Consider the following 22,305-nt stretch of genomic DNA (forward strand, 5'->3'; position numbering starts at 1 on the left):
CAGGCACCCCATCAGTACGCGTCAGTCCGCGATCGCCGCGGCCAACTCGGTGAGAGCCGCGAGGCTGTGGCCGCTCACGAACGTGTCGCAGTAGGGGAGTGCAGCGGCCATGCCACCGGCGCGCGGGGCGTAACCGGGCGCAGCCTTGCGGGGGTTGACCCAGACGATCCGATGCGCGAGCCGCGCGAGACGGGCCATCTCACGTCCGACGGCTGCGGGATCCTCGCCCTCCCAGCCGTCGGAGAAGATCACCACCACGGCGCCGCGCGCCATGCCCCGGCGGCCGAACCGGTTGTTGAACTCGGCCAGCGCATGGCCGATCCGCGTGCCGCCCGACCAGTCGGACACGGTGGCGCCCGCTCGTCGCAGTGCGGCGTCCACGCCGGCCGGGCCGGTGTGCCGCAGCAGCGGAGTGAGCCGGGTGAGCCGGGTGGCGAAGACGAACGCCTCGGCGGCCACACCGGCCGCCGCTCGCGGGAAGAGACGCAGATAGGCGCGGGTGTACGGCTCCATGGAGCGGGAGATGTCACACAGCAGCACCAGCCGTCGCCGCCGCATACGGTTGCGGCTGCGGGCCAGCGGCACCGCCTCACCGCCGGTGCCCTGCCCGGCGCGCAGGGTACGGCGCAGGTCGATACGGCGACCCCGGCGGTCCGCCTCCCGGCGGCGGCTGCGGCGCAGCGGCGCGTTCACCACCAACAGGGCGAGCAGCCGGTTCAGTTCGGCCAGTTCACCCGGTTCGAGGGCGGCGAAGTCCTTGTGCGCGAGGACCTCGGCCGCGCTGCCCGCCGTACGCAGCTCCTCGGTTCGCCGGTCCTTCGTACGGTCGCGGTCCGACACTCCGCCGAAACTGCCGTGCAGCACCGGCGAGTTGGCCGGATCCCGGCCGATTCCCGACGGCACCGAGACCCGCCCGGGCTCGGGACCGTACTCGGCTCCGGACAACGGCCGGGGCTCCCGGCGGACGGCGACCGAACGCGGAACCCCTGCGAAGAGCGCATCGAAGACCCGGTCGAACGGCGCGATCTGCTCGCGACCCGTCACGAATGCCACCCGTGCCGCCCAGTACAACGCCGTACGGTCCACCGGCGGCAGCAGCCGCAACGCCTCCAGGAACCGCACCGACCGCTCCGGCGTCACCGCCACCCCGGCGCGCCGCAGTTCCTCGCCCAGCCGGCCGCCGAACTCGGCCCGGTCGAAGAGCGGAACGGCACCGGGGTTCACGGGTGCCGGTCCGCGACCAGCCAGTCCAGGCCGCGTTCCCGTGCCAGCTCCTGGTCCTCCCGGTACTTGAGCAGGGAACCGAGGGTGCTCCGGGCGACATCGGCGTCGAGGCGGGGCACGCCAAGGAGGTTCAGCGCGGAGATCCAGTCGATGGTCTCGGCGATGCCCGGAGCCTTCTGCAGCTCCAGAGTCCGCAGCCTTCGTACGGCGGCCGCGACCGCGGCCGCCAACTCCCGCGAGGTCCCGGGCACCCGGCGGCGCACGATCTCGACCAGCCGCTCGGTGTCCGGATAGTCGATCCAGTGGTACAGGCACCGGCGCTTGAGCGCGTCGTGCAGATCACGGGTGCGGTTGGAGGTGAGCACCACGACGGGCGGCACGGTCGCCCGGATGGTGCCGATCTCGGGGATGGTCACGGCCGCTTCGGCGAGCACCTCCAGGAGGAACGCCTCGAAGTCGTCGTCGGCGCGGTCGATCTCGTCGATGAGGAGGACGGCGGGTGCGGGCCCGGGGTGGGTGAGCGCGGCGAGCACGGGGCGTCGGAGGAGGTAGTCCTCGCTGAACAGGTCCGCCTCGGAGAGCTGTTCGTGCCGGGCCTCGGCGAGGCGGATACCGAGCAGCTGGCGCGGATAGTTCCACTCGTACAGCGCCTCGGCGGCGTCCAGACCGTCGTAGCACTGAAGCCGGATCAGCGGGCTGCCCAGTATTCCGGCCACCGCCTTGGCCGCCTCCGTCTTTCCGACGCCCGCCTCGCCCTCCAGAAGCAGTGGCTGGGGGAGCCGCAGGGCGAGGAAGAGGGCGGTGACCAGACCGTCGTCGGCGAGATAGCCCAGTGAGTCCAGCGCGGCGCGCAGACTCCCCACGCCCGGCAGGCAGCGCTCGACGAATTCGCTCACGAGGCGTCGGCCTCCGGGTAACGGGAGGGGTCCTTCTCGTACGCGGCGCGGCAACCGGTGCAGCAGAACCAGCGGCGGTCGCCGCCGGCTTCGGAGTACGGGGTGTTGTCCGCGACGGCGACCGTCATGCCGCACACGGGGTCGACGGCCGTCAGAGCCTCCTCCGCCTCCGGAGACCGACCGCCCACCGCCTGAATGACCTCCGCCAGGATCGACACGGCGACCTCGCCCGGTGTGCGGGCGCCGATCCACAGTCCCGCCGGGGTGCGGATCCGCGCGCGCTGCCCAGGGTCGAGATCAAGCCCGGCCAGCACCGCGGCCCCACGCCTGGGGCTGGCGACAAGACCGATGTACGGCACCTCCGCCCGCACCGCCGACACCAGCACCGGTTCCTCGTCCCGGCCGTGCGAGGCGATCACCACCGCCTGGGTCCCGGCCAGCGAGTCCGGGGTGATCCCGTCGACGCCGGCCGACGTGATGTCGTAGCCGAGCGCCGGCCCGAAGGCAGCCACGGAACGGGCGATGGGCGAGTCACCCACCACGACCACGCGCGGCGCCGGCCGCAGCGGCTCCAGGAAGATCTCCAACTCCCCTCCGGACAGGCATGGGTTGGCGACGAGCAACGCCCCCTCCTCGACAACCGGCTCCCCGGTGCCGTCCGTTGTCGCCTCCGGCGAGATGCGGAGCAGCAGCGACTCGCCGCTCCGCAGGGTCCGCAGCGCCTGGACCCGAACCGTCGCCTCTGCGCAGACGCCTCCGACGAAACCCTCGATACGGCCGTCCGCGAGGACCAGCGCGATGTCGCCCGGCCGAGCGCTCGCCGGACGGCGGGCACGCACCACGGTGGCTTTGACGAACGGCACATGACGTCCCGTCAGTTCGGCCATGCGTGCCTCGAGCAGTGCTGCCACGGGGCTCATTGGGGCGCCTCCACCTCGCCGTGCCGCATCGCCTGCCACACCCGGCCCGGCGTCAGCGGCATGTCGGCGTGGCGTACGCCGATGGCGTCGAGGACCGCGTTGACGACGGCCGGCGGCGAACCGACGGTCGCCGACTCGCCGATGCCCTTGGCGCCGATCGGATGGTGCGGGGAGGGGGTGACGGTGTGGTCGAGTTCCCAGGCGGGGACCTCAAGGGCGGTCGGCAGCAGATAGTCCATGAAGGAACCGGAGAGGCAGTTGCCGTCCTCGTCGAAGCTGATGAGCTCCATCAGCGCCATGCCGACCCCGTCGGCCAGACCGCCGTGCACCTGCCCCTCGATGATCATGGGGTTGATACGGGTGCCGCAGTCGTCCACGGCGATGAAGCGCCGCACCTTCACCGCGCCCGTGCCGGAATCGACGTCGACCACACAGACGTACGCGCCGAAGGGGTATGTCAGATTGGGCGGATTGTAGACGGTCGTCGCCTCCAGATGACCCTCCATCCCGTCCGGCAGTTCCAGCGAGCCGTGCGCGGCGAGTGCGATCTCCTGGATCGTCTTCGTCACCGCCGGGTCGCCCGCGACCGACCAGCGGCCCTTGGTCCATTCGAGGTCGTCCGGACTGACCTCCAGCATGGCGCCCGCGATGATCCGCGCCTTGTCGCGCACCTTGCGAGCCACCACGGCAGCGGCCGCTCCTGACACGGGAGTTGAGCGGCTTCCGTAGGTGCCGAGCCCGAACGGGGTCTGGTCGGTGTCGCCGTGCACGACGTCGATGTCCTCGGGCGGGATGCCCAACTCCTCGGCGATGATCTGCGCGAACGTCGTCTCGTGGCCCTGCCCCTGCGTCTGCACGCTCAGCCGGACCACCGCCTTGCCGGTCGGGTGGACCCGCAGTTCGCAGCCGTCGGCCATGCCGAGGCCCAGGATGTCCATGTGCTTGCGCGGCCCGGCGCCGACCGTCTCGGTGAAGAACGAAAGGCCGATGCCCATGAGTTCACCGCGGGCGCGCTTCTCGCTCTGCTCCTTGCGCAGCTCCTCGTACCCCGCGAGGTCCAGGGCCTTGCGCAGACAGGCGGGGTAGTCGCCGGAGTCGTACGTCCAGCCGGTCTTGTTCTCGTACGGGAACTGCTCCGGACGCAGCAGGTTCCGCATCCTCAACTCAGCCGGATCGGCGCCGAGTTCGGCGGCAAGGCAGTCCACCATGCGCTCGATCAGGTACACCGCCTCGGTGACCCGGAAGGAACAGGCATAGGCGACGCCGCCGGGGGCCTTGTTGGTGTAGACGCCGGTGACATGGCAGTGCGCGGCCTCGATGTCGTACGAGCCGGTGAAGATGTGGAAGAAGCCGGCCGGGTACTTGGTGGGCTGCGCCGTGGAGTTGAACGCGCCGTGGTCGGCGAGGACCTTGACCCGTACACCCAGGATCTTGCCGTCCCGGGTCGCGGCGATCTCGCCGGTCATGTGGTAGTCGCGGGCGAAGGAGGTGCTCATCAGGTTCTCGGAGCGGTCCTCCATCCACTTCACGGGCCGTCCGGTCACGATCGATCCGACGATCGCGCAGACGTATCCCGGGTAGATGCCGACCTTGTTGCCGAAACCGCCGCCGATATCAGGTGAGATGACGCGGATCTTGTGTTCGGGGATGCCGGCCACCATCGCGTAGAGGGTGCGGTGGGCGTGCGGGGCCTGGGTGGTGGAGTAGAGAGTGAGCTTGCCGTCGACCGGATCCATGGAGGCGACCGCCCCGCAGGTCTCCAGCGGGGCGGGGTGGACACGCGGGTAGAGCATGGTCTGCTCGACGACGACATCGGCCCGCTCGAACACCTCATCCGTGGCGGCCTTGTCGCCCGCCTCCCAGTCGAAGATGTGGTTGTTCGTACGGCCTTCCAGGTCGTCCCGGATGACGGGCGCGTCCGCGTCGAGGGCGCGGCGGGCGTTGACGACCGGATCCAGCGGCTCGTACTCGACGTCGATCAGCTCGATCGCGTCGCGTGCCGCGTAGTGGTCCTCGGCGACGACGAACGCGACCTCCTGGCCCTGGAAGCGCACCTTGTCGGTGGCGAGCACGGCCTGGGTGTCCATCGACAGGGTCGGCATCCAGGCGAGGCCGAGGCCGGCCAGGGTCTCGCCGGTGATCACGGCCTTGACCTTCGGGTGGGCCTCGGCGGCCGAGGTGTCGATGGAGACGATGCGGGCGTGCGCGAACGGGCTGCGCAGCACGGCTCCGTGCAGCATTCCGGGCAGGTGGATGTCGTCCACGTAGTGGCCCTTGCCGCGGACGAAGCGCGGGTCCTCCTTGCGCTTCATCCGGCCGAAGCCGATGGGCCTTTCCTCGGTCGTGGTCATGGCTGACTCCCCGCGGCCTCGGCCTCGTTGCGTGCTGCCCACTGGATGGACTTGACGATGTTCAGATAGCCGGTGCACCGGCACAGCTGGCCGGAGATGGCCTCGCGGATCTCCTGCTCGGACGGATCCGGGTTGCGGTCGAGGAGCGCGCGGCCGGTGAGCATCATGCCCGGGGTGCAGAACCCGCACTGGAGGCCGTGCTGTTCGATGAAACCCTGCTGTACAGGGTCGAGTTCGGCGCCGTCCGCCAAGTCCTCGACCGTACGGATCTCGTGTCCGGCCGCCATGACCGCCAGGACCGTACAGCTCTTGACGGGCTCCCCGTCCATCAGCACCACGCACGTACCGCAGTTGCTGGTGTCGCAGCCCCAGTGGGTGCCGGTCAGTTCCAGATCGTCGCGGAGGAAGCGCACGAGCAGATGCCGGGGCTCCACCTCCCGGGTGTGGTCCTCGCCGTTGACGCTGACGGTGATCCGCATGTACGTCACGCCTCCCCTGCCGTGGATCCGGCGGCACGGGCCCGGGCGACCGCCCGCCGCAGTGCCCGCCTGGTGAGTTCGCCGGCCAGATGCCGCTTGTACTCCGCGCTGCCCCGGCCGTCGGTGACCGGCGAACAGCTCTCGGACGCGATCCGGCCCGCCTCCTGGTACAGCGCCTCGGACGGTTCGCTGCCGTTCAGGAGGGTCTGGACGGTGTGGAGGTTCAGGGCCCCGGCGCCGACAGCGGCCAGGCCCACGCCCGCGTCCTCGATCCGTCCCTCGCGCAGGGTCAAGGCGGCGCCCGCGGCAGCGACGGCCCAGTCACCGGCCTTGCGCTCGACCTTCTCGTACGCGCTGCCCGCCCCCGGCAGAACCGGGATCCGCACCTCGACGAGCATCTCCCCGACGCCCACCGCCGTCTCGTACGGTCCCTGGTGGAAGTCGGCCATGGCGACGATCCGTTCACCGGCCGACCCGCGGATCACGGCGCGGGCGTGCAGCGCGCCGCACACCGCGGACAGGTCCTCCGAGGGGTCCGCCTGACACAGGGAGCCGCCGATGGTGCCGCGATTGCGGACCGGCGGGTCGGCGATCACCTTCTCCGCGTCGTGGACGATGGGGAAGTGCCGGCCGACCAGCTCCGATTCCAGCAGCGTGCGGTGCCGGGTCAGCGCACCGATGCGCAGTTCGCCCCCGGCCAGGTCGATGTGGTCGAGTTCGTGCAGGTCGTTGATGTCGATCAGGACCTCGGGGCCGGCCAGCCGCAGCTTCATCATGGGCAGCAGGCTGTGCCCGCCGGCCAGCACCCGTGCCTCCTCGCCGTAGCGCCGCAGCAACTCCAGGGCCTCGTCCACGCTTTCCGCGCGCTGATAGTCGAACGAAGCGGGTACCTGCACGGCACGCTCCCTCCCGGACCGAGCCCGCCCGGCAGGCCCCGGGATGGATGTCCGGGGCCCACGCGCGAGGAACCATCCGTCGATTGAGGACCCGAACCGGTGTTCGGTGGTCCGGGGGGAACTTTCGCGCCACCGGACGCGGCGGTCAACGGCGACTGAAGCGAATGCTTAAGAGACCTGCGCAGCGGGGGGTCCAACCGGTCGGACAACGGTTGTAATGGCGGTCATGACGCTGACTCAGCTCCGCGCGTTCGTCACGGTGGCCCGCCTCGGCTCGGTCAAGGCGGCCGCGGCGTCGCTCGGTGTCACGGAGGCGGCGGTCTCCGGTGCGGTCGCGGCCCTCCGTCGCGAACTCGGCGATCTGCTCTTCATCCGGGCCTCCGGCGGGATCAGTCTCACGCCGGGCGGCAGACGCCTCGCGGCCGGTGCCGCCGAGATCGTCGGCCTCGCCGAGGAGACCCGCCACCGGGTGCGGCAGGCGAGCTCCAGTACCGCCCACCTGCGGGTGGCGTCCACCGAGGCCGGCGCCGAGCAGGTGCTCCCCGCGCTGCTCGCGGCGTTCGGGCGGCGCCAGCCCGACCTGGACGCCGACACCCTCGCCGTGCCGGTCGCGGTCTTCGGCGACCTGCTCCGCGACCGCCGGGCCGATGTCACGATCGGTCCGGCCCCGCACCCGGAACCGTCCATCGAGTCGATACCGTTCCTGCGCTTCCAGCTCGTGGTCGTGGCGGCACCGGATCACCCGCTGCGACACCGCCAGCGGCTGACACCCGGCCAACTCGCCCACGAACCATGGTTACTCGGGCCGGCCGGACTGGACCCGGACACCCTGTCCGGCACCTTCCTCTCCCACATCGGCGTCGAGGCGAAGAAGGCCAAGGCCTTCCCCAGCGTCACGGCCTCGCTGAACGCGGTGGCCGGCGGGGCGGGGCTGTCCCTCGCCTTCCTGCACGTGGTGCGCGACGAACTGCGGCGCGGGTCGCTGGCGTTGCTCGATGTCTCCGGCGCCCGGCTCGGCGGCATGCTGTACGCGAGCGCGCTCGCCGGTGAACGGAGATCGACGACCGCCGCCGCGCTGTGCCGGTTCGTCACGACGCCGGCCGCGACGCAGGCGGTGCTGACCCGGTCCAAGGGGGTTCCCATGAACGAGTTCCGTCCGCCGGTCCATGTCACGATCTGGAGCTGACGGTCTCTCACGGGTCCGATGGTCTCTCACAGGGCCCGACGGTCTCTCGGCGTGTCTTAAGCAAACCCTGAAGAACGCATTGACGCCCTGGCGGGGCGTGCCCATCGTGTGTCCGTCATGGACTTCACCAACGAGTTCCGAGTGAACCTCCCCGCCGACCAGGCCTGGGCGCTGCTGACGGACGTGGAGCGGATCGCTCCCTGCATGCCCGGCGCCCAGCTCACCGGCGTGGACGGCGATGCCTACAACGGCCTCGTGAAGGTCAAGGTCGGTCCCATGACCGTCCAGTACAAGGGCGTTGTCTCCTTCGAGGAGAAGGACGACGCAGGGCGGACGGCGGTCCTTCACGCGCGCGGCCGCGACACCCGCGGCCAGGGCAACGCCGACGCCCGCGTCACCGCCCGGCTGACCCCGGACGGCGACGGAACACGGGTGACGGTGGACACCCGGCTCACCATCACGGGCAAGATCGCGCAGTTCGGGAAAGGGATGATCGAGGAGGTCAGCGGGAAACTGCTGACACAGTTCGTCGACAACCTGGAGGGGCAGCTCGCGGCCGAGAAGCGGGAGCCGTTGCCCGAGGTCGAGGCCAAGCCGGAGTCCGAGCCCGAGTCCGGATCAGGAGCCTCGGCGGAGACCGCTCCAGCCGCCCCCGCGTCGGAGGGCGTCCGCCCCACGGAAGCCCCCTCCGTCCCCCGCCCCTCCGCCACCGCCGCGCCGGAACCCCTCGACCTGATGAGCGTCGCCCGGGGCGCCGTCCTGAAGCGCGCGCTCCCGGTCGTGATCGTCATCGCCGTGATCGTCATCGTGCTCGTTGTCTGGCTCACCGCAGGCTGAAGCCCGGCTGAAGCCCACACACATCAGGTTTTTGAGAGCCCCGACAGCCCATAAGCCAAGCTTATGAGGTCATAGATCGAACCCGGCTACTGACTTAGGCTTGCCTTAGTTTAGGCTTCCCGCGAGTTCGTCTGTTGTCGCTCGAAGGGAACCTGAACATGCCTCGCCCTCTGCGGGTAGCCATTGTCGGAGCCGGCCCCGCCGGGATCTACGCTGCCGACGCGCTGCTGAAGTCCGCAGTGGCGGCGGCCGAGCCCGGTGTCTCCATCGACCTCTTCGAGCGGATGCCGGCCCCCTTCGGCCTGATCCGCTACGGCGTGGCCCCCGACCACCCGCGTATCAAGGGCATCGTCAAGGCCCTGAACCAGGTGCTCGACAAGCCCCAGGTCCGTCTCTTCGGCAACGTCGACTACCCGGGCGACATCAACCTCGACGACCTGCGCGCCTTCTACGACGCGGTGGTCTTCTCCACGGGCGCGACGGCCGACCGGGCGCTCGACATACCCGGCATCGACCTCGACGGCTCGTACGGCGCGGCGGACTTCGTCTCCTGGTACGACGGGCACCCGGACGTACCGCGGACCTGGCCGCTCGAAGCGGAGAAGGTCGCCGTCCTCGGTGTCGGCAACGTCGCGCTCGACGTGGCACGCATCCTCGCCAAGACCGCGGACGAGCTGCTGCCGACCGAGATCCCGCCGAACGTCTACGACGGCCTCAAGGCCAACAAGGCCCTGGAGGTCCACGTCTTCGGCCGCCGCGGCCCGGCGCAGGCGAAGTTCAGCCCGATGGAGCTCCGCGAGCTGGACCACTCCCCGAACATCGAGGTCATCGTCGACCCCGAGGACATCGACTACGACGAGGGCTCGATCGCGGCCCGGCGCAGCGAGAAGCAGACCGACATGGTCGCCAAGACCCTCGAGAACTGGGCCATCCGCGACGTCGGCAACCGGCAGCACAAGCTGTTCCTCCACTTCTTCGAGTCGCCCACCGAGATTCTCGGCGAGGACGGCAAGGTCGTCGGCCTGCGCACCGAGCGCACCGCCCTCGACGGCACCGGCAACGTCAAGGGCACCGGCGAGTTCAAGGACTGGGACCTCGGCGCCGTCTACCGCGCCGTCGGCTACCTCTCCGACAAGCTGCCCAAGCTGCCCTGGGACGTCGACTCCGGCACGGTTCCGGACAAGGGCGGCCGGGTGATCCAGGAGACCGGCGAGCACCTGCAGTCGACGTACGTCACCGGCTGGATCAGGCGCGGCCCGGTCGGTCTGATCGGCCACACCAAGGGCGACGCCAACGAGACGGTCGCCAGCCTCCTCGACGACCACGAGAACGGCCGCCTGCACACCCCCGACGCACCCGCCCCGGAGGCCGTGGACGCGTTCCTGGCCGAGCGCAACGTCCGCTACACCACGTGGGAGGGCTGGTACCGCCTCGACGCCGCGGAGAAGGCGCTCGGTGAACCGCAGGGCCGCGAGCGCGTGAAGCTCGTCGAGCGCGAGGAGATGCTCGACGCGAGCGGCGCGTAGGACCTCGGCACCCCGAGTGTCAGTGCCGGACCGTAAGGTGCCGACGGCATTGAGGTCGGCGGGACGGCGAGGGGTGTGCGGGGCATGGGGGCCAGGCGGTCACTGGGACGGAACTTCGGGTGGCTGTGGGCGGCGTACGCGGTCAGCACGTGCGGTACGTGGCTCGCGTTCGACGCGTTCCCACTGATCGCGATCCTTGTGCTGCACGCCGGGCCGACGCAGGTGTCGGCGCTGGCCGCGGTGGGGCTGGCGGTGGGTGCGGCGGTGGCGGTGCCGCTCGGTCCGTGGGTGGAGTTCCGTCGCAAGCGGCCGGTGATGGTCGGGATGGACCTGGCGCGGTTCGCGGCGCTGCTGACCATCCCCGCCGCGTTCGCGCTCGGCCTGCTCAGCTTCGTCCAGCTCCTGGTGGTGTCGGTCGTCGTCGCGGCGGCCGACCTCACCTTCACGGCGGCAAGTGGCGCGTACCTGAAGTCACTTGTCCCGCGGCAGGACCTGCTCGTCGCGAACGGACGCTTCGAGTCCACGAACTGGACCGCCAGCATGGTCGGACCGCCGCTCGGAGGAGCCGCGATCGGGCTGCTCGGACCGGTGATGACCGTGGTGGCCAACGCCGTCAGCTTCCTGCTCTCGGCCGCGGGGATCCGTGCGATCGACGGCGAGGAACCGCGCCCCGTGCGCACCGGCGCACCCCCGCGGCTGCGGGCCGGTGACCTGCTCGACGGGTGGCGTTACATCCTGGCCGACCCGGCGCTGCGCCCGCTGTTCTTCAACACGGTGCTGTTCAACAGCCTGCTCATGGCGACCTCACCAGTGCTCGCCGTCCTCATGCTCGGCCACCTCGGCTTCGCGCCCTGGCAGTACGGACTCGCCTTCGCGGTGCCCTGCGTCGGAGGCCTGATCGGCTCCCGGCTGGCCCGCCCGCTCGTCGCCCGGTTCGGACAGCACAAGATCCTGCTCACCGCGGGTGCCCTGCGGGCGTGCTGGTTGCCCGGGCTGGCCTTCATCCGCCCCGGCACCGCCGGGCTCCTGCTCGTCATGGGAGTCGAGCTCGGGCTGATCACCTGCTGCGGCGTCTTCAACCCGGTGTACGCCACCTACCGGCTCGACCGGACCCCGATCGACCGCGTTGCCCGCACCCTGTCCGCGTGGTCGGTCACCGGCAAAGCCGCCACCGCGGCCATGACCGGCCTGTGGGGGCTGCTCGCAGCTGTCACCGGCCCCCGCACCGCGATCGCGATCGCCGGGCTCCTCATCCTCGTAACCCCGCTCTTTCTCCTCAGGATCCGCGAGGCGCCACTGAAGGCTGTCGATCCGGGTGTTTCTTGTTCGACGTAGAAGTGAGAGCAGGAAACGACGGACGAAGGAGTACGACCATGCCGAAGCTGCGCGTACACAACATCACGATCTCGCTGGACGGCTACGCCGCCGGCCACGACCAGCGACTGGAGTACCCGCTGGGCGAGGGCTTCTCCGAGGACATGCACGCATGGATGTTCGCCGCGATGCGCGACCTCGCCGAGGGGAAGACGGGGATCGACGTCGACCACGTCGCCCGCAGTGAGGAGAACATCGGGGCCACCATCATGGGGCGCAACATGTTCGGGCCCCAGCGGGGACCGTGGCCGGACGAGACCTGGCGCGGGTGGTGGGGCGAGAACCCGCCGTACCACAACGACGTGTTCGTGCACACGCACCACCTGCGGCCCGCGCTGGTGATGGAGGGCGGGACCACGTTCCACTTCACCGACGAGCCCGTCGAGAAGGTGTTGGAGCGGGCGTTCGAGGCCGCGGCGGGCAAGGATGTGCGGATCGGCGGAGGGGCGGCCACCGTTCAGCAGTATCTGCGCGCCGGTCTGATCGACGAGCTGCACTTCGCCATCTTCCCGAATCTCCTCGGGAGGGGTGAGCGTCTGTTCGACAACCTGGGGGACGGGGTCGACGGCTACCGGGTCGCGGAGCTGGTCAGCTCGCCGGCCGTCACGCACGCCGTGCTGGTGCGTCGCTGACGAGCTCCCACGGAGTCCGGTCGCCCGGGTCGGGGTAGAGGAACGCGATCGGGGCCTCGATCAGGACCCGGGTGCGCCCGCCCGCAAGCCGTCCATGACCAGGTCGAGGAGCCGCCGGGCGCGCGGCTGCCACTCTCCGTGCGGGTCGATCTGCCAGAGGCCGGCGATGGCGAGCACGAAGTCGTCGGGGGTGACTCCCGGGCGGATGGTGCCCGCTTCCTCGTTCGCCTTGAGCAGGAGTGTGACGGCCGAGGTCACCGGGCCGTACCCCAGCTTGGTCAGGGTGCCGTGCGGCGCGCCGGTGGTCTTGCGCAACGCGTCGGCCAGGCCGGCCTTCGCCATGGCGTACTGGGCGAGGCGGTCCATCCACTCCCGCAGGGCCCGGTCGGGAGCGCGGGTCTCCAGCAGCTGGACCGCGGTGTCGGCGACCTGCTGCATCTCGTAGCGGTACACCTCGAGGACGAGGGCCTCGCGGTTGGGGAAGTTGCGGTAGAACGTCCCCTGCCCGACGCCGGCCATCTTCGCGATCGCGCTCAGCGGGGCGTCCGCCGAGCGCGTCAGCTCCGTCAGCGCCACCTCGAGGATGCGCTCGCGATTCCGCTGCGCGTCCGAGCGCAGGGGAGAGCCCTTGTCGTTCGTGTCCGTGTCGTTCGTGTCCTCGTCGGGCCGCACTCCTCCTCCTTCCGGCCGGGTCTTGCTAAGCGGACAGCTGTCCGTTAGGTTCGTGGTTACCGGACAGCTGTCCGCTTAGAGTCCACTGTAGCGGCAGATCAGACCAGTGCAGCCGGTCGATGTCCATAGCCACCGACTCCTTCACCCGTATCGCTACGCGAAAGAAGGCCGATCATGGCCCCCTCGGCGTCGAGCGCCATCACCCTGAACATCAACGGGGAGAAATACACGCTGCCAGTCGACCACCGCACCACCCTGCTCGACGCCTTGCGCGAGCGTCTCGATCTGACCGGCACCAAGAAGGGCTGCGACCAGGGTCAGTGCGGCGCCTGCACGGTGCTGCTCGACGGACGCCGGGCCCTGTCCTGCCTCCAGCTCGCGGTCGCCGCCGAGGGGCGTGCGATCACCACCATCGAAGGGGTGGCGGACGGTGAGCGGTTGCATCCGGTGCAGCAGGCCTTCCTCGACCTCGACGGCTACCAGTGCGGCTACTGCACACCGGGGCAGATCTGTTCCGCCCTCGCGGTGATCGAGGAGCACGCGGCGGGCTGGCCGAGCGCCGTGACCGCCGACGTCCGGCCCGAAGCGGGAGTTCCGCAGCTGACGGCCGACGAGATCCGCGAGCGGATGAGCGGCAACCTGTGCCGCTGCGGTGCCTATGTGTCGATCGTGCAGGCGGTCGCGCGAGCGGCAGAGGCTCAAGCGGCCGAGGCCGAGGAGGCGGCGGCATGAGGGAGTTCGACTATCAGCGCGTGTTCGACGTCTCCGGCGCGGTCGCCCTGCTGGGCGCCGACCCCGAGGCGCGCTTCCTCGGCGGCGGCACCAACCTCGTGGACCTGATGAAGGCCGGCGTGGAACGGCCCGCCCGGCTCGTCGACGTACGCGAACTGCCCCTCGACCGGATCGAGTTCACACCGGACGACGGCCTGCGCATCGGCGCCACCGCCACCAACAGCGACCTGGCCGCCCATCCCGAAGTCCGGCGCCACTACCCGGCGTTGGCGCAGGCCATCCTGGCCGGCGCCTCCGGTCAACTGCGCAACATGGCCACGGTCGGCGGGAACCTGCTCCAGCGCACCCGTTGCGGCTACTTCACCGACCTGGCGAAACCGTGCAACAAGCGTGCCCCCGGCAGCGGTTGCCCCGCCATCGAGGGCGAGCACCACAACCACGCGATCCTCGGCGCCTCCGAGCACTGCGTGGCCACCCACCCCTCGGACATGGCGGTCGCACTCGCCGCCTTCGACGCCGTCGTCCATTACGAAACGGCGGACGGTCCGGGCGAGTTGCCGCTCGCGGAGTTCTATCTCCCGGTGGGAGACACCCCGCACCTGGAGACAGCCCTGCCGCCCGGCGCACTGATCACCGGCGTCACCCTGCCGCCGGCGCCGGTTGCGGCCAACTCCCGCTACCGGAAGGTGCGCGAGCGTGCCTCGTACGCCTTCGCGATCGGCTCGGTCGCCGCCGCTCTCGACGTCCGGGGCGATGTCGTACGTGAAGTGCGGCTGGCCTTCGGGGCGGTGGCGTCCCGGCCGTGGCGGGCCCGGGAGGCGGAGCGGGTGCTGACCGGGGGACCGGTGAGCGCCGAGGCGTTCGCGGCCGCCGCCGACGCCGAACTGGCCGTCGCCGAAGCGCTGCCGCACAACGGATACAAGGTGACCTTGATGCGCAACCTCGTCGTGGCCGTGCTGACCGAACTCGCCGAGGAGGCGACCCGATGACGACGCCGACCACGACGACCGGAACCACCGCCGCGACCCGAGCCGTCGGCACCGCCCACACGCGTGTGGAGGGCCGGGCGAAGGTCACCGGAGCGGCCCGCTACGCCGGAGAGATCCCGTACGCCGAACTCGCCCACGGCTGGCTGGTGTTGTCGACCGTGGCCCGCGGCCGTATCCGCTCGGTGGAGGACACGTCCGTCCTCGGGATGCCCGGCGTCCTCACCGTCCTGCACCACGCGAACGCCCCGCGCCTCGAGGGGAACTACATGAACGGGTTCGGGCCGCCCGACCCGGTGCTTCAGCTCTTCCAGCACGACCGCGTCCCCTTCGTCGGCTGGCCGGTGGCGCTGGTCGTCGCCGAAACGCCCGAGCAGGCGAGGGAGGCCGCCGAGTCGCTGGTGGTCCAGTACGACGAGGAGCCGTACGACGTCGCGTTCTTCGCCGGGCGTCCGGGGATGTACACGCCGGAGGATTCGGAGACGGCGAAAGGGGACCTGGAGGCCGAACTCGCAGGGTCCGCCGTCGTGGTGGACGCCGAGTACACCACGCCCGAGGAACACCACAGCCCCATGGAGCCGCACGCGGCGACAGCGCGCTGGGACAGCGGCCGGCTCGAGGTCGTCGACTCCAACCAGGGCAGCGGGTTCGTGGCCGACGAGCTCGCGAAACTGTTCTCGCTCGACCCGGACTCGGTGCGCGTGCGGTCCGAACACGTCGGCGGCGGCTTCGGGGCCAAGGCGACCCGCCCGCACTCGGTCCTCGCCGTGATGGCGGCGACCGTTCTGCACCGCCCGGTGCGGGTCGTGCTGACCCGCCGCCAGATGTTCTCGCTCGTCGGCTACCGCAGCCCCACGGCGCAGCGCGTCAGGCTCGGCGCCGACGCCGACGGGCGGCTGCGCGCGTTCGACCACCAGGGCGAGTCCTTGACCTCGACCGTCCATGAATTCGTCGAGCGGAGCGCGAACTTCGGGCATGCGATGTACGACGCCGACGCGCACCACACGGTGAACCGCGTCGTACGGCTCGACGTGCCGACCCCGAGCTGGATGCGTGCGCCGGGCGAGGCGCCGGGCTCGTTCGCCGTGGAGTCCGCGCTCGACGAACTCGCCGAGAAGAGCGGCATCGACCCGATAGCCCTGCGCGTACGGAACGAACCGGTCGTGGGGCCGGTCTCCGGGATGCCGTTCAGCAGCCGCAACGTCCTCGCCTGCTACCGGGAGGGCGCCCGCAGGTTCGGCTGGGCGGACCGCGACCCGCGTCCCGGCATCCGCCGAGAAGGGCGCTGGCTGCTCGGTACCGGTATGGCGGCCTCGGCGTTCCCGACGCTCTCCGCCCCTTCGACGGCGGCCGTGACGGCGGATGCGGACGGCACCTTCACCGTACGGATCACCGCGGCGGACATCGGGACCGGAGCCCGCACTGCGCTGACCCAGATAGCCGCGGACGCGCTGGAAGTGGAACCGGAGCGGGTCCGAGTGCGCATCGCCGACAGTGACTTCGGCCCCGCGATGATCGCCGGCGGCTCCATGGGGACACGCTCCTGGGCCTGGGCGATCAACGTCGCGGCGAGCGAGCTGCGGGGTCAACTGGCCCTGGGCGGCAGCATTCCGCCCGAGGGGATCACCGCGCGGTCCGACACCTCCGAGGCCGTCCGCGCGCTGACGAAGAAGGAACGGAACGCCTTCGGGGCGCAGTTCGCCGAGGTCGCCGTGGATGTCACCAGCGGTGAGGTACGTGTACGGCGGCTGCTCGGCATCTTCGCCGCGGGCCGGATCATCAACCCGCTCACCGCACGCGGCCAGTTCATCGGCGGGATGGTCTGGGGGCTGTCCATGGCACTGCACGAGGAGGCGATCAGGGACCAGGCCTCGGGCGGCCATGTCGGCGCCGACCTCGCGGGCTACCACTTCGCCGCGCACGCCGACATCCCGCCCATCGAGGCGGACTGGGTGGACGACCCGGACCCCGACGACCCCGTCGGTATCAAGGGCATCGGCGAGATCGGGGTCGTGGGCACCGCCGCGGCGATCGCCAACGCGGTCTGGCACGCGACCGGCGTACGCCACCGGAACCTGCCGATCCGGCCCGACCGCGTGCTGACGGCGACTGCGGGCGGACATGCTTGACCTCGCCGACGAGTTGCACCGGTGGGCCGAGGAAGGCCGGGACTTCGCCGTCGCCACCGTGGTGTCCGTCGGCGGCAGCGCGCCGCGCGGTCCCGGTGCAGCCCTCGCCGTCGACAGCCACGGCACGGTCATCGGCTCGGTCTCCGGCGGCTGCGTCGAGGGGGCGGTGTACGACCTCTGCGTCGAGGCGCTGCAGGACGGCCGCACGGTGCTCGAACGGTTCGGCTACAGCGACGAGGACGCCTTCGCGGTGGGCCTCACCTGCGGCGGGGTCATCGAGGTCCTGGTCACCCCGGTGCGCGCGGACGCGCCGGACCGGGAGGTGTTCACGGCGGCCTTGTCGGCGGCCGCACGAGGGGAGGCCGCGGCGGTCGCCCGGGTGATCCGGGGCCCGGGTGAACTCCTTGGCAGAGCGCTCCTGGTCCACATCGACGGGTCGTACGACGGGGGGCTCGGCGGCACGTACGAGGGCGGTCCCGGAGGCCCTCGCACAGCCGATCGCGACGAACTCCCGGATCTGGACCGGGCTGCGGTGGCGGAGGCCCGCGCGATGCTGGACACCGGTCGCACCGGCACGGTCGAGATCTCGGAGGGCGGATCGAGCTGCCCGGGCGGAGTGACGCTGTTCGTCGAGACGAGGGTGCCGCCGCCCCGCATGATCGTGTTCGGTGCCGTGGACTTCGCGGCGGCGCTGGTGCGGGCCGGCAAGTTCCTCGGCTACCACGTGACCGTGTGCGACGCCCGACCCGTCTTCGCCACGCGCCTCCGCTTCCCCGAGGCCGACGACATCGTGGTCGACTGGCCGCACCGCTACCTCCGGAGCACCGGGACCGACGGCCGCACGGTGCTGTGCGTACTCACGCATGACGCCAAGTTCGACATCCCGCTGCTGGAGACCGCCCTGCGGCTGCCGGTCGCCTTCGTCGGCGCGATGGGCTCGCGCCGGACCCACCAGGACCGGGACCGCCGACTGCGCGAAGTCGGCCTCACCGACGGTGAGTTGGCCCGCCTTCGGTCCCCGATCGGGCTCGACCTCGGCGCCCGTACGCCCGAGGAGACCGCCCTGTCCATCGCGGCGGAGATCGTTGCGGCCCGCCGGGGAGGCACGGGCGTTCCGCTGACCGGTTCGGGGACGCCCATTCACCGTGACGTGGACGGGAGGCAGGCCGGTACCACTGAGGAAGCCGCGTGACCCGGTGTCGGAAGGCGCCGGACGCCGATGGCGGGGAGTTCAGGAAACCGGAGCCGAGGCCACGAGCCAGTCGTACGCGGCCCGTGCGGTGAACTCGGCCTGGCCGCCACGCAGCAGCAGGCCGGCCGTGGCGAACCCCGGGTCGTCGGCCTGAGCGGCGACGTAGGGGATGGCGATGCAGCGCATCCCGGCCGCGTGCGCGGCGGCGGCGCCCGGGGCGGCGTCCTCCAGGACCACGCAGTCGGCCGCGGCAGCCCCCAGGCGGCGTGCCGCCTCCAGGAAGACGTCGGGCGCGGGCTTGCCATGGGCGACCTCGTCGGACGAGACGACGGTCGGCAGGTGGGCGGCCAGGCCCGTGCCCGTCAGGATCGCCTCGATGGCCTCCGGTGAGGAACCCGAGGCCACGGCCATCGGGACGCCGTCGCCGGCCAGCAGTTCCACGAACTTCCGCATCTCCGGGTACACGCGTGTGGAGGCGCGGGCCAGCTCCAGATAGCGGCGGTTGGTGTCGGCGAGCAGGGTGTCGAGCGGGGCCGTCAGACCGTAGCGCTCCTTCCAGAGGGCGAGCGTCTCCCGGGTGCTGATGCCGACGTAGCTCTCGTGGTCGGACCAGGTGAAATCGGTGACGCCGTACTCGGCGAGCGTCCGCCGGCCCGCCTCGAAGTAGTTCGGCTCGCTGTCCACGAGTGTTCCGTCGAGATCGAAGACGACTGCGGTGCCGGTGAGAGTGCTCATGGGGTCCAGGATGCCAATGATCAGCTCTGTGCCGGGCAGCCGCGTGGGTACGCCCCGCGCGGCCGGTCAGTTCTTCGTGGCGCGCCCGATCGACTCCACCAGCGGCAGCAGCCGCTGCGGGACGCGCTCGCGCAGGGCCACCTCCGTGCGGGTGCGGACGACGCCCGGCAGGCTGATCAGCGCCTGGATCACGTCCTCGAGGTGCGCGTTGTCACGCGCCACGACCCGGGTCAGCAGATCACCGCCTCCCGTGATCGAGAACGCCTCGATGATCTCCGGTACGGCGGCCAACGCGTCGCCCACGTCGTCGAGATGGCCCTGTGTGACCTCGATGTGCACGAAGGCGAGCACGGGGTGGCCGAGTGCCGCGGGGGACAGGGTCGGGCTCGTACCGGTGATCACTCCGTCCCGCTCGAGCCGGTCGAGGCGGGCCTGAAGGGTGCCGCGGGCGACGCCGAGCATGCGGGCGTACTCACGCACGCTGGTGCGCGGCTGCTCAAGGAGCAGCCGCAGGATACGGGTGTCGAGCTCGTCCACGGCCATGGTCCGTCGGCCTCCCGTCGCCTCGGGTGATCATTACCGACTGTACCAATGGCTCAGCTTCAGGCGAGTCCGCTGAGCCAGGACCGGGCGCGGAAGGTCACCAGGGCAGGAAGGTGTGCACGTCCTTGCCGTCGGGCCGCAGCACCACACTGACCTGGTCGCACAGGGTGTGAATGAGGTGCCAGCCGATTCCGCCCCCGCCGTGCAGCGGCAGGCAGGGGCGGGGTGCGGGCGGGGTGGTGCTGCTGTCCCGCACGGTCACATGGACGCCGTCGAAGGTGCGGCGCATACGGAGTTCGAAGGGGCCGGGAGCGTACTGGACCGAGTTGGCGACCAGTTCCGTGACCACCAGCAGGATGTCGTCCCAGTGCTCGGCCGCGCTGGGCGGTGACGCCCGGGCGAGCGCACTCAGATAGCTCTCCGCCGTGAGACGCGCATCGGTCACGTCGCACAACTGGCCGGCAAAGGAGCTGGAGAGCGTCTCGATCGCCTCCTGTGAAGGTTTCCTGTTCCCACTCGGATCGCTTGCCATCTGGCCCTCCCGGACCTTGCCGCCGGGATCGGCACCATGGAGGGCGGCGCCTCAGGCGACCGCCGGGTCAAGCAGCCCCGTGCGGAGACGCTTGATGATGCGGGTGATCAGCCGGGAGACGTGCATCTGGGAGATGCCGAGCTCTTTGCCGATCTGGGCCTGGGTGCGCTCCTCGACGAAGCGCAGATGGACGATCAGGCGCTCGCGTGTGTCGAGTTCGGCGATCAGCGGAGCCAGGGAGTGGAAGTCCTCCACGAGCTCGAGCGAGGGATCCTCCGCGCCGATCAAGTCGGCCAGCACGCCTTCGCCTTCAGCCGCGCCGGTCCCGGCCAGGGCCGCGTCGAGCGACGTGGAGGCGTACGCGTTCGAGGCCTTGCGCGCCTCGATGACGTCTTCCTCGGACAGGGACATGAGCTCGGAGAGCTCGCGGGTGGTGGGCATGCGGCCCAGCCTCGTCCGCAGTTCCTCCGTGGCCTTGGCGAGCTCGACGCGGGCTTCCTGCAGACGGCGGGGTACGTGCACCGCCCAACTGGTGTCGCGGAAGAAGCGCTTGATCTCGCCGACGATGTAGGGGACGGCGAAGGAGGTGAACTCGACCTCTCGGGTGAGCTCGAAGCGGTCGATGGCCTTGATCAGACCGATGGTGCCGACCTGGACGATGTCCTCCATCGAGTCGCCGCGGCTGCGGAAGCGGGAGGCGGCGTAGCGGACCAGCGAGAGGTTCATTTCGATCAAGGTGTTGCGCGCGTACTGGTATTCGTGCGTGCCCTCTTCGAGCATGGTGAGCCGGTCGAAGAACTGGCGGGAGAGCTCGCGCGCGTCCTTCGGGTTGACCTTCGAGGGGTCGTCGATGACCGGAAGCTCCGACTCGCCGCCCACCTCGCCCGCTTCGGCCGTCCGCTGTGCCGTGGCCGTTGTTTCCAGCGCCCTCACGGCTGCCATGCAGTCCACCCCAAATCCCCGAAGGTTTTGATGACATAGCCCGGATGCCCCGGTTGGCGGACCTCACACCCCCCAAGCCGCTGAAATGTCGGAACGGCCCGCGGCGGCACGGTCGGCCCTTCGGTCAACCGGTCGTGGTCCGGAGCGGCCGAGTACCCTGGGGCGCCGAAAGCCGGGGTTGACACGGCGTACGACGGGCGCGGAGAGGTGGGGGTGGAGAAATGGCGTACGGCGATGACGAGTTGGCGGCGGGAGCAGCCGCCCCGTCCGACCTCGGCGGAGCCGCCCTCCGTCTGTACACCCTCCAAGAGCGCCCGGGTGTACGGCTCGTCGGCGAGATCAGCCCGTCCACACGCCTCGTCTGGCGGCAGGCCCTCGATCAGCTGGCCGGCCGACACGATCACGTCTGCTTTCTGGAGCTGTCCGCGATCACCTTCGTCGACGTCGCCGGTGCCTCCGAACTCGCGCGCACCGCGCAGGCGTTGAACGAGAGACGGCGTCTGGTCCTGGAACGGCCGCCGCCCGAACTCCCGCGGATCCTTGAGCTGTTCTGGCCGGAACTCCGGGCCATCGAGGTGGCGGCATGACGAATGCGGCCACCCGGACCGAGCCGTTCGCCCATCCGGCACTGCTGTACCGCAGCGACCAGGAGTACCTGGCCGGGACCTTGCCGTTCCTGCTGGACGGTATGGCCGCCGCGGAGCCCGTCGCCGTGGCCGCCCCCGCCCCGCGGCTGGAGCTGATCCGAGCGGAGCTCGGCGCGGCCGCCGCCGAGGTGCACTTCGTCGACATGACGCGGGCCGGGCGGAACCCCGGACGCATCATCCCGTCGGTCCTGCGGTCGTTCGCCGACGCCCGGACCGCCGGCCGCGTCCGCATCATCGGGGAGCCGATCTGGCCCGGCCGCACCGCGGTGGAGTATCCGGCCTGCGTTCAGCACGAGGCACTGATCAACGTGGCCTTCCAAGGCCGCGACGTGACGATCCTGTGCCCATACGACGCGCGGGCCCTCCCCTCCGATGTGATCGCCGACGCGCACGCCACGCATCCCGTCGTCATCGACGCGGGCCGGGAGCGGGCCAGCACCGCCTACGCGCTCGAGCGGGTGCTCGCGCGCTGCAACGAGAGGTTGCTTCATCCGCCAGGAGCGGCGACGGTCCACTTCGACTCCGATGCCCTGCCGACCTCTCGCGACTTCGCGGTGCGCGAGGCGCGCGAGCGGGGGATGAGCGATGCCCGCGTGCAGGACCTGGCTCTGGTCGTCGCGGAGCTGACCACCAACAGCGTCGTGCACGGCGGCGGTTCGGGAACGTTGCGGATCTGGGCCGAGAGCGAGCAGATCGTCTGCGAGGTGCAGGACAACGGGCACCTGGCCGACCCACTGGCCGGCCGGCACCCGGTGCGGATCGAACAGCTCGGCGGACGTGGCCTGTTCCTCGTGCACTTCCTCTCCGACCTCGTCCGCGTACACACCGGCGAGGATGGCACGACGGTCCGCAGTTACGTTGCCCGGACGTGACC

22 protein-coding genes are annotated in these 22,305 nt (G+C 70.8%); 11 read left to right on the forward strand and 11 right to left on the reverse strand.

From position 1 onward, the window contains the following. Window positions 1-21 precede the first annotated feature (21 nt). The 6 genes from OG266_RS40875 to OG266_RS40900 are packed head-to-tail and all read right to left on the reverse strand — an operon-like array spanning window position 22 to window position 6,766. Window positions 22-1,224, reverse strand: coding sequence for a VWA domain-containing protein (locus OG266_RS40875; RefSeq protein WP_371551975.1), 1,203 nt, complete (start codon window positions 1,222-1,224; stop codon window positions 22-24). Then, on the reverse strand, window positions 1,221-2,120 hold the full coding sequence (locus tag OG266_RS40880) for a MoxR family ATPase (protein ID WP_266469418.1): 900 nt from the start codon (window positions 2,118-2,120) through the stop codon (window positions 1,221-1,223). The genes OG266_RS40875 and OG266_RS40880 overlap by 4 nt, the downstream gene beginning before the upstream one ends. Beyond that, window positions 2,117-3,040, reverse strand: a complete 924-nt coding sequence (locus OG266_RS40885) for an XdhC family protein (RefSeq protein ID WP_371551976.1) — start codon at window positions 3,038-3,040, stop codon at window positions 2,117-2,119. The genes OG266_RS40880 and OG266_RS40885 overlap by 4 nt, the downstream gene beginning before the upstream one ends. Continuing rightward, on the reverse strand, window positions 3,037-5,391 hold the full coding sequence (locus OG266_RS40890; protein ID WP_371551977.1) for an aerobic carbon-monoxide dehydrogenase large subunit: 2,355 nt from the start codon (window positions 5,389-5,391) through the stop codon (window positions 3,037-3,039). The genes OG266_RS40885 and OG266_RS40890 overlap by 4 nt, the downstream gene beginning before the upstream one ends. Next, complete coding sequence (locus OG266_RS40895; RefSeq protein ID WP_329549127.1) at window positions 5,388-5,870, reverse strand: (2Fe-2S)-binding protein; 483 nt, start codon at window positions 5,868-5,870, stop codon at window positions 5,388-5,390. Before OG266_RS40895 ends, OG266_RS40890 begins: the two co-directional genes overlap by 4 nt. 5 nt (window positions 5,871-5,875) lie before the next feature. Beyond that, window positions 5,876-6,766 (reverse strand): xanthine dehydrogenase family protein subunit M, encoded by an 891-nt coding sequence (locus OG266_RS40900; protein WP_371551978.1) that lies wholly within the window; start codon window positions 6,764-6,766, stop codon window positions 5,876-5,878. A gap of 226 nt (window positions 6,767-6,992) precedes the next feature. Here OG266_RS40900 and OG266_RS40905 point away from each other — a divergent pair, with 226 nt between their 5' ends. The 5 genes from OG266_RS40905 (at window position 6,993) to OG266_RS40925 (ending at window position 12,321) form a co-directional block, all read left to right on the forward strand. Continuing rightward, window positions 6,993-7,952, forward strand: a complete 960-nt coding sequence (locus OG266_RS40905) for a LysR family transcriptional regulator (protein ID WP_371551979.1) — start codon at window positions 6,993-6,995, stop codon at window positions 7,950-7,952. A gap of 117 nt (window positions 7,953-8,069) precedes the next feature. Continuing rightward, complete coding sequence (locus OG266_RS40910) at window positions 8,070-8,789, forward strand: SRPBCC domain-containing protein (protein WP_371551980.1); 720 nt, start codon at window positions 8,070-8,072, stop codon at window positions 8,787-8,789. A 158-nt stretch (window positions 8,790-8,947) separates the two neighbouring features. Next, window positions 8,948-10,315, forward strand: a complete 1,368-nt coding sequence (locus OG266_RS40915; protein WP_371551981.1) for an FAD-dependent oxidoreductase — start codon at window positions 8,948-8,950, stop codon at window positions 10,313-10,315. An 84-nt stretch (window positions 10,316-10,399) separates the two neighbouring features. Further along, the gene (locus tag OG266_RS40920; RefSeq protein ID WP_371551982.1) at window positions 10,400-11,650 is read left to right on the forward strand and encodes an MFS transporter; all 1,251 of its coding nucleotides are present in this window, start codon (window positions 10,400-10,402) and stop codon (window positions 11,648-11,650) included. Window positions 11,651-11,688: 38 nt separating this feature from the next. After that, window positions 11,689-12,321, forward strand: coding sequence for a dihydrofolate reductase family protein (locus OG266_RS40925; RefSeq protein ID WP_266469436.1), 633 nt, complete (start codon window positions 11,689-11,691; stop codon window positions 12,319-12,321). A gap of 60 nt (window positions 12,322-12,381) precedes the next feature. Here the strand turns inward: OG266_RS40925 and OG266_RS40930 are convergent, their stop codons facing one another. Then, complete coding sequence (locus OG266_RS40930) at window positions 12,382-12,993, reverse strand: TetR/AcrR family transcriptional regulator (RefSeq protein ID WP_371551983.1); 612 nt, start codon at window positions 12,991-12,993, stop codon at window positions 12,382-12,384. Window positions 12,994-13,167: 174 nt separating this feature from the next. On the opposite strand from OG266_RS40930, the gene OG266_RS40935 reads away from it, so the two are divergent. The 4 genes from OG266_RS40935 to OG266_RS40950 are packed head-to-tail and all read left to right on the forward strand — an operon-like array spanning window position 13,168 to window position 18,032. Beyond that, entirely contained in the window at window positions 13,168-13,725 is a 558-nt protein-coding gene (locus OG266_RS40935; protein ID WP_326724878.1) for a 2Fe-2S iron-sulfur cluster-binding protein, read from the forward strand. After that, entirely contained in the window at window positions 13,722-14,714 is a 993-nt protein-coding gene (locus OG266_RS40940; protein ID WP_371551984.1) for a xanthine dehydrogenase family protein subunit M, read from the forward strand. The genes OG266_RS40935 and OG266_RS40940 overlap by 4 nt, the downstream gene beginning before the upstream one ends. Further along, window positions 14,711-16,840, forward strand: coding sequence for a xanthine dehydrogenase family protein molybdopterin-binding subunit (locus tag OG266_RS40945; RefSeq protein WP_371551985.1), 2,130 nt, complete (start codon window positions 14,711-14,713; stop codon window positions 16,838-16,840). Before OG266_RS40940 ends, OG266_RS40945 begins: the two co-directional genes overlap by 4 nt. Beyond that, window positions 16,833-18,032 carry an XdhC family protein gene (locus OG266_RS40950; RefSeq protein WP_371551986.1) on the forward strand — a complete coding sequence of 400 codons (1,200 nt, stop codon included), beginning with the start codon at window positions 16,833-16,835 and terminating at the stop codon, window positions 18,030-18,032. Before OG266_RS40945 ends, OG266_RS40950 begins: the two co-directional genes overlap by 8 nt. A 39-nt stretch (window positions 18,033-18,071) precedes the next feature. Here the strand turns inward: OG266_RS40950 and OG266_RS40955 are convergent, their stop codons facing one another. The 4 genes from OG266_RS40955 to OG266_RS40970 form a co-directional block, all read right to left on the reverse strand. Continuing rightward, window positions 18,072-18,767 (reverse strand): HAD family hydrolase, encoded by a 696-nt coding sequence (locus OG266_RS40955; protein WP_371551987.1) that lies wholly within the window; start codon window positions 18,765-18,767, stop codon window positions 18,072-18,074. A gap of 66 nt (window positions 18,768-18,833) precedes the next feature. Then, window positions 18,834-19,310, reverse strand: coding sequence for an Lrp/AsnC family transcriptional regulator (locus OG266_RS40960; RefSeq protein ID WP_371551988.1), 477 nt, complete (start codon window positions 19,308-19,310; stop codon window positions 18,834-18,836). Between the two features lie 97 nt (window positions 19,311-19,407). Beyond that, the gene (locus tag OG266_RS40965) at window positions 19,408-19,842 is read right to left on the reverse strand and encodes an ATP-binding protein (RefSeq protein WP_266469455.1); all 435 of its coding nucleotides are present in this window, start codon (window positions 19,840-19,842) and stop codon (window positions 19,408-19,410) included. A 51-nt stretch (window positions 19,843-19,893) separates the two neighbouring features. Then, window positions 19,894-20,784: an RNA polymerase sigma factor SigF gene (locus OG266_RS40970; RefSeq protein ID WP_266469456.1), complete on the reverse strand. Its 891-nt coding sequence runs from the start codon at window positions 20,782-20,784 to the stop codon at window positions 19,894-19,896. 221 nt (window positions 20,785-21,005) lie between these two features. On the opposite strand from OG266_RS40970, the gene OG266_RS40975 reads away from it, so the two are divergent. Then, complete coding sequence (locus tag OG266_RS40975) at window positions 21,006-21,371, forward strand: STAS domain-containing protein (protein ID WP_371551989.1); 366 nt, start codon at window positions 21,006-21,008, stop codon at window positions 21,369-21,371. After that, on the forward strand, window positions 21,368-22,303 hold the full coding sequence (locus OG266_RS40980) for an anti-sigma factor RsbA family regulatory protein (protein WP_371551990.1): 936 nt from the start codon (window positions 21,368-21,370) through the stop codon (window positions 22,301-22,303). Before OG266_RS40975 ends, OG266_RS40980 begins: the two co-directional genes overlap by 4 nt. The last annotated feature ends 2 nt before the right edge of the window (window positions 22,304-22,305 follow it).

The sequence above is a fragment of the Streptomyces sp. NBC_00554 genome, from assembly GCF_041431135.1.
Classification (GTDB): Bacteria; Actinomycetota; Actinomycetes; order Streptomycetales; family Streptomycetaceae; genus Streptomyces.

What these genes read in the sequence shown, in the direction of transcription:
- OG266_RS40885 (WP_371551976.1), bottom strand. Translation starts at nt 3,040, where the DNA reads ATGAGCCCCGTGGCAGCACTGCTCGAGGCACGCATGGCCGAACTGACG.
- OG266_RS40890 (WP_371551977.1), bottom strand. Translation starts at nt 5,391, where the DNA reads ATGACCACGACCGAGGAAAGGCCCATCGGCTTCGGCCGGATGAAGCGC.
- OG266_RS40895 (WP_329549127.1), bottom strand. Translation starts at nt 5,870, where the DNA reads ATGCGGATCACCGTCAGCGTCAACGGCGAGGACCACACCCGGGAGGTG.
- OG266_RS40905 (WP_371551979.1), top strand. Translation starts at nt 6,993, where the DNA reads ATGACGCTGACTCAGCTCCGCGCGTTCGTCACGGTGGCCCGCCTCGGC.
- OG266_RS40910 (WP_371551980.1), top strand. Translation starts at nt 8,070, where the DNA reads ATGGACTTCACCAACGAGTTCCGAGTGAACCTCCCCGCCGACCAGGCC.
- OG266_RS40915 (WP_371551981.1), top strand. Translation starts at nt 8,948, where the DNA reads ATGCCTCGCCCTCTGCGGGTAGCCATTGTCGGAGCCGGCCCCGCCGGG.
- OG266_RS40920 (WP_371551982.1), top strand. Translation starts at nt 10,400, where the DNA reads ATGGGGGCCAGGCGGTCACTGGGACGGAACTTCGGGTGGCTGTGGGCG.
- OG266_RS40925 (WP_266469436.1), top strand. Translation starts at nt 11,689, where the DNA reads ATGCCGAAGCTGCGCGTACACAACATCACGATCTCGCTGGACGGCTAC.
- OG266_RS40935 (WP_326724878.1), top strand. Translation starts at nt 13,168, where the DNA reads ATGGCCCCCTCGGCGTCGAGCGCCATCACCCTGAACATCAACGGGGAG.
- OG266_RS40940 (WP_371551984.1), top strand. Translation starts at nt 13,722, where the DNA reads ATGAGGGAGTTCGACTATCAGCGCGTGTTCGACGTCTCCGGCGCGGTC.
- OG266_RS40945 (WP_371551985.1), top strand. Translation starts at nt 14,711, where the DNA reads ATGACGACGCCGACCACGACGACCGGAACCACCGCCGCGACCCGAGCC.
- OG266_RS40950 (WP_371551986.1), top strand. Translation starts at nt 16,833, where the DNA reads ATGCTTGACCTCGCCGACGAGTTGCACCGGTGGGCCGAGGAAGGCCGG.
- OG266_RS40955 (WP_371551987.1), bottom strand. Translation starts at nt 18,767, where the DNA reads ATGAGCACTCTCACCGGCACCGCAGTCGTCTTCGATCTCGACGGAACA.
- OG266_RS40960 (WP_371551988.1), bottom strand. Translation starts at nt 19,310, where the DNA reads ATGGCCGTGGACGAGCTCGACACCCGTATCCTGCGGCTGCTCCTTGAG.
- OG266_RS40965 (WP_266469455.1), bottom strand. Translation starts at nt 19,842, where the DNA reads ATGGCAAGCGATCCGAGTGGGAACAGGAAACCTTCACAGGAGGCGATC.
- OG266_RS40970 (WP_266469456.1), bottom strand. Translation starts at nt 20,784, where the DNA reads ATGGCAGCCGTGAGGGCGCTGGAAACAACGGCCACGGCACAGCGGACG.
- OG266_RS40975 (WP_371551989.1), top strand. Translation starts at nt 21,006, where the DNA reads ATGGCGTACGGCGATGACGAGTTGGCGGCGGGAGCAGCCGCCCCGTCC.
- OG266_RS40980 (WP_371551990.1), top strand. Translation starts at nt 21,368, where the DNA reads ATGACGAATGCGGCCACCCGGACCGAGCCGTTCGCCCATCCGGCACTG.